The organism is Halococcoides cellulosivorans (assembly GCF_003058365.1).
GTDB classification, from domain to species: Archaea; Halobacteriota; Halobacteria; order Halobacteriales; family Haloarculaceae; genus Halococcoides; species Halococcoides cellulosivorans.
The window spans coordinates 1346203-1358054 of sequence record NZ_CP028858.1 but is presented as its reverse complement, the minus strand read 5'-3'; the positions used below and the strand labels follow the sequence as shown (position 1 = coordinate 1358054).

The 11852-nt window shown below is 65.6% G+C and carries 9 protein-coding genes; 6 read left to right on the top strand and 3 right to left on the bottom strand.

From position 1 onward, the window contains the following. The first annotated feature begins 69 nt into the window (after positions 1-69). The 3 genes from HARCEL1_RS06715 (at position 70) to HARCEL1_RS06705 (ending at position 4326) form a co-directional block, all read left to right on the top strand. Entirely contained in the window at positions 70-1410 is a 1341-nt protein-coding gene (locus HARCEL1_RS06715; RefSeq protein WP_108381784.1) for a ribonuclease J, read from the top strand. 2 nt (positions 1411-1412) lie between these two features. After that, positions 1413-2447 (top strand): polyprenyl synthetase family protein, encoded by a 1035-nt coding sequence (locus HARCEL1_RS06710; protein ID WP_108381783.1) that lies wholly within the window; start codon positions 1413-1415, stop codon positions 2445-2447. Positions 2448-2577: 130 nt separating this feature from the next. Then, complete coding sequence (locus tag HARCEL1_RS06705) at positions 2578-4326, top strand: glutamate--tRNA ligase (protein WP_108381782.1); 1749 nt, start codon at positions 2578-2580, stop codon at positions 4324-4326. Positions 4327-4346: 20 nt separating this feature from the next. Here the strand turns inward: HARCEL1_RS06705 and HARCEL1_RS06700 are convergent, their stop codons facing one another. Beyond that, complete coding sequence (locus tag HARCEL1_RS06700; protein WP_159077047.1) at positions 4347-4883, bottom strand: metal-dependent hydrolase; 537 nt, start codon at positions 4881-4883, stop codon at positions 4347-4349. 473 nt (positions 4884-5356) lie between these two features. Between HARCEL1_RS06700 and HARCEL1_RS06695 the strand changes: the two genes are divergently transcribed. After that, complete coding sequence (locus HARCEL1_RS06695) at positions 5357-6604, top strand: multicopper oxidase family protein (RefSeq protein WP_233357430.1); 1248 nt, start codon at positions 5357-5359, stop codon at positions 6602-6604. A gap of 35 nt (positions 6605-6639) precedes the next feature. Here HARCEL1_RS06695 and HARCEL1_RS06690 read toward each other — a convergent pair whose 3' ends face one another. Next, positions 6640-7563 (bottom strand): sulfite exporter TauE/SafE family protein, encoded by a 924-nt coding sequence (locus tag HARCEL1_RS06690; RefSeq protein ID WP_108381779.1) that lies wholly within the window; start codon positions 7561-7563, stop codon positions 6640-6642. A gap of 294 nt (positions 7564-7857) precedes the next feature. Here HARCEL1_RS06690 and HARCEL1_RS06685 point away from each other — a divergent pair, with 294 nt between their 5' ends. Together HARCEL1_RS06685 and metX are read left to right on the top strand one after the other, a co-directional pair. After that, complete coding sequence (locus HARCEL1_RS06685; protein WP_108381778.1) at positions 7858-9150, top strand: O-acetylhomoserine aminocarboxypropyltransferase/cysteine synthase family protein; 1293 nt, start codon at positions 7858-7860, stop codon at positions 9148-9150. A 1-nt stretch (position 9151) separates the two neighbouring features. Then, the gene (metX, locus tag HARCEL1_RS06680; protein WP_108381777.1) at positions 9152-10354 is read left to right on the top strand and encodes a homoserine O-acetyltransferase MetX; all 1203 of its coding nucleotides are present in this window, start codon (positions 9152-9154) and stop codon (positions 10352-10354) included. A 31-nt stretch (positions 10355-10385) separates the two neighbouring features. Here the strand turns inward: metX and HARCEL1_RS06675 are convergent, their stop codons facing one another. Continuing rightward, on the bottom strand, positions 10386-11837 hold the full coding sequence (locus tag HARCEL1_RS06675; RefSeq protein ID WP_108381776.1) for a DUF7504 family protein: 1452 nt from the start codon (positions 11835-11837) through the stop codon (positions 10386-10388). Between the last annotated feature and the right edge of the window lie 15 nt (positions 11838-11852).

Below are 11852 nucleotides of genomic sequence, written 5' to 3'. Positions count from 1 at the left end.
GTTCGAGACCTTCCGCGTCGATTCCTGTTCGTCGGGTCCACTCCGTGGTGGCGGCTCTCGGAGGAAACCATGGAAATCGAAATTGCGACCATCGGCGGCTACGAGGAAGTCGGACGACAGATGACGGCCGTGCGGGCCGGCAACGACGTCGTCGTCTTCGACATGGGGCTGAACCTCTCGAAGGTTCTGATCCACGACAACGTCGAAACCGAGCGGATGCACAGCCTCGATCTGATCGACATGGGCGCGATCCCAGACGATCGAGTGATGAGCGACCTGGAGGGCGACGTCCAGGCGATCGTGCCGACGCACGGTCACCTCGACCACATCGGTGCGATCTCGAAACTCGCCCACCGATACGACGCACCGATCGTGGCGAGTCCGTTCACGCTCGAACTCGTCAAACAGGAGATCGACAGCGAGGAGAAGTTCGGCGTCGAAAACGACCTCCGCGCGATGGAGGCCGGCGAGACGATGTCGATCTCCGAAGGCGTCGAACTCGAATTCGTCAACGTCACCCACTCGGTCATCGACGCGATCAATCCCGTCCTGCACACGCCCGAGGGGGCGGTCGTCTACGGCCTGGACAAGCGCATCGATCACGACCCCGTCATCGGCGACCCGATCGACATGGATCGGTTCCGCCAGATCGGTGACGAGGGCGTGCTCTGTTACATTGAGGACTGTACGAACGCCGGCAAGAAAGGCCGGACACCCTCCGAATCCGTCGCGCGTCGGCACCTCAAAGACGCGCTCACGAGCATGGAAGATTACGACGGGGGGATCGTCGCGACGACGTTCTCCAGTCACATCGCGCGCGTGAAGAGCCTCGTCGAGTTCGCAGACGACATCGGTCGCCAGCCCGTCCTGCTCGGCCGGTCGATGGAGAAATACTCCGGGACGGCCGAACGACTCGACTTCGTCGACTTCCCGGACGATCTGGGGATGTACGGGCACCGCAAGTCGGTCGATCGAACCTTCGAGCAGATCATGTCCGAGGGCAAGGAAGACTACCTCCCGATCGTCACGGGCCACCAGGGCGAACCGCGCGCGATGCTCACCCGGATGGCACGCGGCGAGACGCCCTACGAACTCGAAAACGGTGACAAGGTCGTCTTCTCGGCACGCGTCATTCCCGAACCGACCAACGAGGGCCAGCGGTACCAGGCCGAACGACTGCTCGGGATGCAGGGTGCACGCATCTACGACGACATCCACGTCTCGGGCCACCTCCGACGCGAGGGCCACTACGAGATGCTCGAGGCGCTCCGTCCCGACAACCTCATCCCGGCCCACCAGAGCATGGAAGGGTTCGCGCCGTACGTCGATACGGCCGAGGCCTTCGGCTTCGAGATCGGTGAGGACCTGCATATCACACGCAACGGGAACATGATCCAACTCGTGGAGTAAGGATGGCCGCCCAGCACTCCGACGCGGTCACGGCGGCGATCGCTGATCGCCGGCGACTCGTCAACGAGGCGCTGCCCGACGACGTGCCGATCGTCTTCCCCGAGCGCCTCTACGAGGCGTCGCGATACCTGCTCGACGCCGGAGGCAAGCGTCTGCGCCCGACGATGGTCTTGCTCGCGGGCGAGGCCATCGCTGACGTCGACCCGCTGAGCGAGGACTATCGCGAGTTCCCGCTCGCGGGTGGGATCGATCTGATGGCCGCCGCGGTCAGCATCGAGATCGTCCAGACGTTCACGCTAATCCACGACGACATCATGGACGACGACGAGATGCGTCGGGGCGTCCCCGCGGTCCACGAGGAGTTCGACCTCGAAACCGCGATCCTCGCGGGTGACACGCTGTACTCGAAGGCCTTCGAGAACCTCCTCGAAACTGGCGCTGCCGCCGAGCACTCCGTGCGAGCGCTGTCGGAACTCGCGGCGACCTGTACGGAGATCTGTGAGGGCCAGACGATCGACATCGGCTTCGAGGATCAGGACGCGATCACCGAGGCGGAGTATCTCGAAATGGTCGAGCGCAAGACGGCCGTGCTGTACGGCGCCTCGGCGGCGATGCCCGCCTTGCTCGCCGGCGCGGACGACTACGTCGATCCGCTCTACAACTTCGGGATCGACGTGGGCAAGGCCTTTCAGATCCAGGACGACCTGCTGGATCTCACCGCGTCGACCGAGACCCTGGGCAAGCGTCGCGGGAGCGACCTCGCCGAGAACAAACAGACGATCGTCACCGTCCACGCCCGCCAGCAGGGCGTCGACGTGACCGATCTCGTCCCCGACGACGACATCTCCGCGATCGACGAGGCCACCGTCGAGGAGGCTATCGAACGCCTCGAAGCCGTCGGGAGCATCGATTACGCACGCGACCTCGCCCACGACCACGTCGCGAGCGGCCGCGATCATCTCCAGGCGCTCCCGGATAACGAGGCCCGCGACCGCCTCGGTGACATCGCGGAGTATTTCGTCGAACGCGAGTACTGAGCGGGCGCGTCTTTCGTGTTCGTTTCGATCTCGGTGTTTCGACCTCGACAGCGAGTGGGTCGCGTTCGGATGAGGGCCACGGTGGCACCGATCCCGAGGGGTTTAGGACCGCCGGCCTGCCAGACCCGACATGGACGACGACCTTCGCGACCGCGTCGAACGCGCGGCCGAAGCCGACGCGCTGTTCAACGCGCTCAAACACGGCGGTGACGCCCAGGTCGGCGCGATCATGGGCCCACTGATGGGCGAGAACCCCGAGTTTCGAGAGTACGGCGACGAGATTCCGGCCGTGATCGGGCCGGTCGTCGCCAGTGTGAACGACCGCTCGCCCGCCGAACAGCGCGAGCGCCTCGAAGAGATTGCGCCAGACCGCGTCGCAGAACTCGACGCTGACGACGACGAGGACGACGACCCGCTCGGTGACCTTTCCGGTGTCGACGCTGTCGAAGAGGTCCGTCTGCGTGTCGCGCCCAATCCCAACGGCCCCTGGCATATCGGTCACGCTCGCATGGCCGCGGTCGTCGGGACCTACGCCGACCGGTACGACGGATCTTTCATCTGCCGGTTCGACGACACCGACCCCGAGACCAAACGCCCGGATCTCGACGCGTACGACGCAATCTTGGACGCGATCGAGTATCTCGGCTTCGAACCGGCGGACGTGATCCGCGCGAGCGATCGCGTCGAAACCTACTACGAGCACGCACGCCGTTTGATCGATCAGGGCGGCGCGTACACCTGTTCGTGTCCGGGCGAAGAGTTCTCGGAGCTGAAAAACGCGGGCGAGGCCTGCCCACACCGCGAGAAAGCTCCCGAGACCGTCCACGAGGAGTTCGACGAGATGGTCGCCGGCGAACTCGACTCCGGCGAGATGGTCCTCCGGGTGAAAACCGATATTACCCACAAGAACCCCGCGCTGCGGGACTGGGTCGCCTTCCGGATGATCGACACACCCCATCCGCGCGAGGACGCCAGCGCGTATCGCTGCTGGCCAATGTTGGACTTCCAGAGCGGGATCGACGATCACCTCACCGAGATCACGCACATCATCCGCGGGATCGATCTGCAAGACTCCGCCAAACGCCAGCAGTTCGTCTACGACTACTTCGACTGGGAGTATCCCGAGGTCGTCCACTGGGGGCACGTCCAGGTCGACGCCTACGACGTCCCACTCTCGACCTCGTCGATCCAGGAGTTGATCGCCGCGGACGATCTGGACGGCTGGGCAGATCCGCGCGCGCCGACGATCGCGAGTCTGCGCCGGCGGGGGATCCGCGGCGAGGCCATCGTCGCGGCGATGATCGAACTCGGCACGTCCTCCTCGAACGTCGATCTGGCGATGTCGTCGGTGTACAGCGCGAACCGGGATCTGATCGACGACGACGCCGATCGCGCCTTCTTCGTCCGCGACGCCCCCGAAGACGCGGATATCGGCCCCGCAGTCGAGGTCCCGGTCCTCGACGGGCCCGAGGCCGGGCACCCGCCGGTCCATCCCGACCACGAGGATCGCGGGCGACGCGTGATCCCGGTCGGGGACGCGGTGTTGGTCGAAGAGCGTGATCGCCCCGACGTCGGCGATCGCGTCTGGCTCAAGGGCTTCGGCTGTGTCCGCCGCACCGCCGAGGGCTTCGAACACGTCGAGGCCGAAACGAGCGTGATCCACGACGAGGGCGTCGACGTGATCCACTGGGTGCCCGCAGATCGTGCCGTCGAGACGCGGCTTCGAACGCCCGACGGTGATGTGACGGGCTCCGCCGAGCCTGGAATGACGGCGTACGCTCCCGACGCGATGGTCCAGTTCGAGCGCATCGGCTTCGCGCGCGTCGACGAGACTGCCGACGGGGACGGGCCGCTGGTCGCGTACTACGCGCATCGGTGACTTCAGGTAGGGATCCCCGCTCAGATCGCCGCGACCACGTCGACGACGCCGTCCTGAAAGTCGACACCGAGCACGAGCGCGCCCGAGAGCGCGAGCGTCCCGACGGTGGCGAACGCCGTGTTCGCGGTCTCGTTGCTCGCCGTCACGAGGTCGAGTGAGTAGCGTCGATTCGAGACCGGCCGGAACGGTCGAATCCCCATCGGTGTGAGCGCGTCGCCCGCGAGGTGGCCCAGGTAGCCAAGCAGTGTGACTCCGACGACGAATCCACCGGTGGTGCCCATCGCTCCGGGCGATGAGGCGATCAGTCCGCTCTGAACACCGAGCGCGACGCTCCCGCCAGCGATGGCCAGACTCACGAGGACGGCCGCGAGGACGGTATGGGTCGCGCCGCGATGCGCGACCAGCGGGAGCCAGACGTCGAAATCTGGGGCATAGCTCACGAACGTGACACAGACGAGGCCGACCCCAAATGCTCCCATCAGATCGACCGACGCCAGCCAGAACGCCACGGGGGCGTACAGCGCGATTCCGATGCCGATGTGACCTTTTCTGTACACGTCTGGACGGTCTGCGGTCGGGAAGAAAATAACTCCGGTACGGCGCGGGGATGGCATCGACGAGCAGCGATCGACCGACAGGCCAGCCACCCTCTCGGTCGCCCAGTATTGTGGCCATCAGACACTATATAAGGGGTGGAGGAGTAGGGTGCGTATTACGTTCCCCTATCCGTTCGAAGCGATTTGACAGCCGACGACTGGCTCTCGAAGCTTGCCCGAACGGGTCGAGCGCGATACCGACGACCGGCTTGCAGTTATTCGCATCTCCCACACGACTTTCGAACCGACACTCGATTCAGACCATGACACACGACACCCACGGTATTCCGAGACGGCGAGCGGTACAGATCCTCGGCGGGGCCGGACTGACGGCGCTCGCCGGGTGTTCAGCCGATAGCCCTTCAGATCCAGACAGTGATCGACTGACTGCCGCAGACGCACCCGTCGAACCGCGCGAGCCACCGTCCGGTCCGGTGGACGAGTCGGTCGCGCTGACGGCCGGTCCGGGGACATCCGACCGGGTCTCGAAGTCGACCTGGCTGTACGACGACGCGTTTCCGGGCCCGGAACTCCGGGCCGCCGAGGGCGACGTCGTCGGCGTCTCGGTGTCGAACGATCTCCCCGCGCCGACGACCGTCCACTGGCACGGCCTGCCGGTGGCGAACGCGATGGACGGTGTGCCCGACGTGACCCAGGCGCCCATCGCGTCGGGTGACTCCTTCGAGTATCAGTTCCGGGCGGATCCGCCGGGAACCTATTTCTATCACAGCCACGTCGGCCTCCAGCTCGACCGTGGGCTGGCCGGTCCACTCGTCGTCGAGGAGGACGACGCTCACGTAGACTACGACGCCGACCAGGTGCTCGTCGTCGACGACTATCTCGACAGCGCGCCGCAACCGGCCGGTGCTGGCGGCGACGGTGGGCCAATGGGTGGCATGGGTGGCATGGACGACGACTATCGGCCCAGCTACGAGCGACTGGTGATGAACGGGCGTCCGGCCGACGACCCGCCGACGATCGACGTCGATCGGGGCGATCGCGTTCGTCTCCGCTTCGTCAACGCCAGCAGTGCGACCATCGTTCGCGTGCGAGTCGCGGGACACCCCCTCGAAATCTCTCACGCCGACGGCCGGCCGGTCGAGCCAGTGACCGTCGACTCGTTCACGTTCGGCCCTGGCGAGCGGTACGACGCGATCGTCACCGCCGATTCTCCCGGGGCGTGGGCGATCGAGGCCGACTCGATCGAGGGGCCGGAACCGGGCGCGCGGGCGGTCCTCCAGCACGCAGACAGCGACGCGACGCCCGAACGATCGACGACGGACGGGCGTGCCCTTCAGTACGACGACCTCCGTGCGGTCGGATCGCTGTCGGGGATCGACGGGTCGCCCGATCGGGAGTTCGATCTCACGCTGTCCGCGGCCGGCCCCAATGCCTGGGCGATTGGCGGGCAGGTCTACCCCGACGCGGACCCGCTCCGGATCCGGGAGGGCGAGCACGTCCGCATTCGGATGCGCAATCAAAGTCCCGTTCCGCACCCAATGCACCTCCACGGCCATTTCTTCCGCGTGGGCGATGCGATCAAAGACACCGTCGTCGTCCCGGGACACATGGGCCAGGAAACCATCGATTTCCACGCCGACAACCCCGGCGAGTGGTTCTTCCACTGTCACAACCTCTACCATCTCGAAGCGGGAATGGCTCGTGTCGTCTCGTACGTGTGAATGCTCGGGTCCTCTCGTACGTATAGCCAGTCCGGTCAGGGGAGCAGCGCGGGGATCGTGTTCCGGAAGATGTTGAGTGTGATGACAAAGAGGAGGCCGACGACGAACCAGTTGAAGCGCTCCTGATCGATTTCGAGTCGGCGGAGTTCGGTGCCGATCAACAGGCCGACGACGGTGACCACCGCGATGACCGACCCCAGCCACAGCCGATAGGTCGTCATGAGGTCGGTGAACAGCGTCATCTGGACGATTCGAACGGTGAAGATCGTTCCCAGCACCATCGAGAGGCCACCGATGTAGCGCTCGACGTCACGCTCGAAGGTGTGAAAGTACGCCGGGAGCAACGGGCCGAGATTCGCGACCGCGAGCAACACGCCCTCCAGAAAGCCCGCCGTCCCCAGCGCGAACGGGTGGTGGGCCCGGTCGACGGTGACGAAGTTCTGGCCGACCTGGAAGACGACGTACCCGAGGATGACGACGCCGATGAGGAAGGGCACGATCGGGCCGGCCTCGAACTCCGCGAGCGCGATCACGCCGAGCACCGATCCGGCGACCGCCAGCGCGAGCAGTGGCCACTCCTCGCGGACGAATGTCAGGCCCGTGTCGGTCTCGCCGATCTGGTACATGTTGAGCATCCAGGGCGGAATCGCGAGGACGACGACTGCGAGCGTCGGGTCGATCACCGACGCGAAGATGGGCGTCGTGATCAGGGCGTATCCGAACCCGATCATCCCCTTGATCGCGCCCGCGAGGACGGCGACCACGACGAACAGCGCGAGCAGGCCGGGCGTCACCTCCGACTGGAGACCGCTCGTGACCCCGTCGCGACCGGGGAAGAAGACGATCGATCCCGCGATGACGGCGAGCGTCGCGAGCGTCATCGTGACCTCGCGATACGCACCACTCCGGAGGTTCCCGAGAAACTCGACGGCTCCGTGTCCGATCTGGTGTGTGCTCATGACCGACCCTTCGCGAGGCCCCGGAATTCGCGTTCTGCCAGCGGTAAGGGTCCGCGGTGAGCGGTGACGCCGCTATGGGCCCAGACCCGGCGGGTCGGTGGGCGACGCGCCCGGAACGGGATACTCTCTTCACGACTGGCGACCGAGATACCGGTCGGTGTTGTCGGGGCCCGAACGGGATTCTCGACTCCTTGGATCCCTGATCGGGGGGGGGGTGACGGGCGATCAGCGACCCGATCCAATTCTTGCCGTAACTCCGAGTTATAGATACGCGCGGAGATATGCACTCTATACATGACCGACGACACGCCACGGACCTTCGGCACGCGGTGTCTCCACGCGGGCCAGTCTCCGGATCCCGAGACAGGGGCGGTCGCACCGCCGATCTACCAGACCAGTTCGTACGCGTTCGAGGACGCGGACACCGCCGCGGACCTGTACGCTCTCGAAGGCGAGGGCAACGTGTATTCGCGGTTCGACAACCCGACCGTCCGCACCCTCGAACAGCGGCTTGCCGATCTGGAGGGCGGCGTCGACGCGGTCGCGACCGACTCGGGGATGGCCGCGCTCGACGTCGCGACGACGCTGCTCGCGGAGTCCGGCGACAATGTGGTCTCGGCGTCATCGATCTATGGCGGAACCCACGGCTATCTCTCGCATACCGCCAACCGCCGGGGTATCGAGGCCCGGTACGTCGACACGCTCGATCCGGCGGCGTACGCCGACGCCATCGACGACTCGACGGCGTACGTCCACTGCGAGACGATCGCGAACCCCTCGCTGGTGACTCCCGATCTCGAAGCGATCGCCGACGTCGCGCACGACCACGGCGTCCCGCTAGTCGTCGACAACACGTTCGCGACGCCGGCGCTCTGTAACCCCATCGAGCACGGCGCAGACGTCGTCTGGGAGTCGACGACGAAGTGGATCCACGGCTCTGGCTCGACCGTCGGTGGCGTCCTCGTCGACGGCGGATCGTTCCCCTGGGGCGACTCTCCCGACCGGTTTCCCGAACTCGGTGCGCCGAACCCGGGCTTTCGCGGCGTGAACTTCAGCGAGCGGTTCGGGGAGCGGGCCTTCACCGTCGCGGCCCGGCATCGCGCGATCCGGAGTCTCGGCGACGGCCAGACGCCGTTCGACGCGTGGGCCACTCTCCAGGGTGTCGAGACGCTCGCCGTCCGGATGGAACGCCACTGCGAGAACGCCCAGCGCGTCGCTGAGTGGCTGACCGATCACGACGCCGTCGCGTGGGTGTCCTATCCCGGCCTTCCTGATCACGAGACCCACGCGACCGCGAGCGAGTATCTCTCGGGTGGCTACGGCGGGATGATCGCGTTCGGCCTCGACGGGGGCTACGAGGCCGGAAAGGCGGTCTGCGAGGAGACCGAGATCGCGCAGTTCCTCGCGAACGTCGGCGACGCGAAATCGCTGATCATCCACCCCGCGAGTACGACCCACGCGAATCTCGACGAAGCGGCCCAGCGCGAGAGTGGCGTCACGCCCGATCTGGTCCGCCTCTCGGTCGGCATCGAAGGCGTCAGTGACATAATCGCGGACCTCGAATCGGCGTTCGAGGCGGTGGATTGAGATGAACGTGGAGCGTGAGACGGTATCGGTCGGGGAGTTCGAGTTCGCCTGCGGGGAGTCGATTCCCGATCTGGAAGTGGCCTACGAGGCCTACGGCGAGTTTACGGGCGACAACGCCGTGTTACTCTGTCACGCGCTCACGGGCAGCGCCCACGTCGCGAGCCATCGCGAGGCCGACGACGCGACGGCGGGCCAGGCACGGGCCTGGTGGGACGACATCGTCGGACCGGGCAAGGCCATCGACACCAACGACTTCTATGTGGTCTGTGCGAACGTCCCGGGATCGTGTTACGGCACGACGGGGCCTGCAAGCGAGAATCCCGAGACGGGCGCACCCTATGGGCCCGATTTCCCGCCGGTGAGCGTCGCGGACTGGACGGAGGCCCAGCGCCGCCTGCTCGACGAACTCGGCGTGCCCCATCTGCATGCGATCGTCGGGGGAAGCGTCGGCGGGATGAACGTCCTCGAATGGGCGAAACGCCACCCAGATCACGTCGATCGGATCGTGCCCATCGCGACGGCCGCCCGACTCGACACCCAGTCGCTCGCACTCCACGGCATCAAACGCCGCGCGGTGCTCGCGGACCCGGCCTACCGCGGCGGCGAGTACTACGACCGCGAGGATCGGCCGACCGAGGGACTGGCGGTCGCCCGCCAGATCGGCCACGTCATGTACCTCTCGAAGGCGTCGATGGATCGGAAGTTCGGCCGCCGGTCGGCCGGCCGGGACGCCCAGCGAACCTTCCCCGCGGACCCGACCGCCCAGTACTTTCCGTATCGTGACGTCGAGTCGTATCTGGATTATCAGGCCGAGACGTTCGTCGGGCGGTTCGATCCGAACAGTTTCATCTACCTGACGCGTGCGACCGAGAACTACGACCTCTCGGCGGGCTTCGAGTCCGACGAGGACGCTCTCGGCGCGTTCGACGGCGAGGCGCTGGTGATGTCGTTTACCGGCGACTGGCACTTCCCGGTCGAACAGGGCGAAGCGCTCGCTGACGCGCTCCGTGCGGCCGGTGCCGAGACCGCTCACCACGTCATCGAGTCCGATCACGGTCACGACGCCTTTCTCGTCGAACCCGAGAACGTCGGGCCGCCGCTGGCCGATTTCCTCGCGGAGGGGCCCGAGGGGTCAGCGATCACCGATACCGTCGAGCAGTCGCGTGACTACGCGCCCGTCCACAACAGCCTGTTTGGAACGTAAACTGGCGATCTCTTCCGTCGGGAATAGCCCATCAATCGGCGGTGACTGGTTGCTCGCCGTACGTGGTCTCTAGATACTCGAAGACCGCGATCACATCCGCCGGCTTGTAACTCCAGACGCCCGAGTACTCTCCGGGAGCGATCTCTTCGCAGACGAGTGCGGCCATCTTGTCTGGATCGCCACCCCCATCGTAGACGACGAACCACGAGTCGAGCAGTTCACCGTCTTCGGCCGTATGAACCACGTCGGCGGCTCCGTCGGGAATGTCTGCGGAGGCCCCGTAGACGTGGACAATCACGTCGGTGGCGCCGATCGCCTCGTAGAACGCCTGTGTGCCGATGTCGTCGTCGATGCGCTGTAACCGCTGAAACCCAGTATGGAGCGCACCACGCCCTGTTTCGAGCGCTCGCCCCTCGATGAGGCGGCTGATTCGGGTGAGTTCGATGCGCGATCCGTTCGCGACCGAGAACTCGTTGCGGTGGACGTGTCGAAGCACGGCAGGGCGCTTCAACGCCGGATCCTGGAGCGATTCTGTCGATTCGAGAGTGATTGCGGCGCGCAGATTTTCGATCGAACTCATGGCGATCGGTTCGGCGTCGCGGTGGAGGATCGCGGCTCCTCTCGGCGTCTCCGTCGTCAGGTCGGCGCTTCTGACGCCGACGTTGTGTCGGTCGAAGTAGTCGGTGAACTGGTCGTCGATAGCCGTGTCTGGATTGCAGATCGTCAGCGTCAACCCTCTGGAATTGACGCTCTCGATGAACGCCGAGAACGAGCGCGGCACTTCGACGTCGATATCGTCTGTCGGGGCTTTCGCTGCCGATCGATCACTGGTCGGCTGGGTCGATTTCGTGTCGTCGATCGGATACCAATCGCCAGTCCCGGTGGCTCCACGAACCCGGTACTCTCCCCCGTCGTCGCCGCTTCGAACGTCGATCACACCGTCGATGAGCCCTTCGAACTGGCTCACTTCGCTGGCGTCGGTGTCTGCAGCGAGCAACGAGATGCCGGTCCCACCCCGACTCCCGATGCGATTGACGACCATATGCATGAACTGGTAGACGCGATCGAAGCCGGCGTGGACGAGCAGCGAGGAGACCGAATCGACCGTGACGCGGAACTCGCCGGGGTCCGGTTCGAGGGCGTCGATGGCCTTCGTGAGCCCGATACCGATCCCGGTCAGATCGCCCGGCGATCCGACTGACTCGATCTGACACGGAGATTCGCCCTCGTACTCCTGTCCGGTCGCGTCGACGATCACGAACCGCTCCAAGACGGGGTCGGCAGCGAGTTCCTGGATAGTCTGGAGAACGTCTCCCGCACCTCGATCCGTCGTAATGAGTATGCAGTCGTCTCCCACTTCGAGTCCGTGAGCGATAAAGAGGTCGCTGAGGCGTGCGAGGCCCTGCATCGGGAGACTCAGTCCCAGAAGGTGGGTCCCCGGTTCGAGCGTGTCCGATGGAAACTGGTCCGGGAGGTCGTGCATACACGGTTCGCGTCC

What these genes read in the sequence shown, in the direction of transcription:
- HARCEL1_RS06715 (WP_108381784.1), top strand. Translation starts at nt 70, where the DNA reads ATGGAAATCGAAATTGCGACCATCGGCGGCTACGAGGAAGTCGGACGA.
- HARCEL1_RS06710 (WP_108381783.1), top strand. Translation starts at nt 1,413, where the DNA reads ATGGCCGCCCAGCACTCCGACGCGGTCACGGCGGCGATCGCTGATCGC.
- HARCEL1_RS06705 (WP_108381782.1), top strand. Translation starts at nt 2,578, where the DNA reads ATGGACGACGACCTTCGCGACCGCGTCGAACGCGCGGCCGAAGCCGAC.
- HARCEL1_RS06690 (WP_108381779.1), bottom strand. Translation starts at nt 7,563, where the DNA reads ATGAGCACACACCAGATCGGACACGGAGCCGTCGAGTTTCTCGGGAAC.
- HARCEL1_RS06685 (WP_108381778.1), top strand. Translation starts at nt 7,858, where the DNA reads ATGACCGACGACACGCCACGGACCTTCGGCACGCGGTGTCTCCACGCG.
- metX (WP_108381777.1), top strand. Translation starts at nt 9,152, where the DNA reads ATGAACGTGGAGCGTGAGACGGTATCGGTCGGGGAGTTCGAGTTCGCC.
- HARCEL1_RS06675 (WP_108381776.1), bottom strand. Translation starts at nt 11,837, where the DNA reads ATGCACGACCTCCCGGACCAGTTTCCATCGGACACGCTCGAACCGGGG.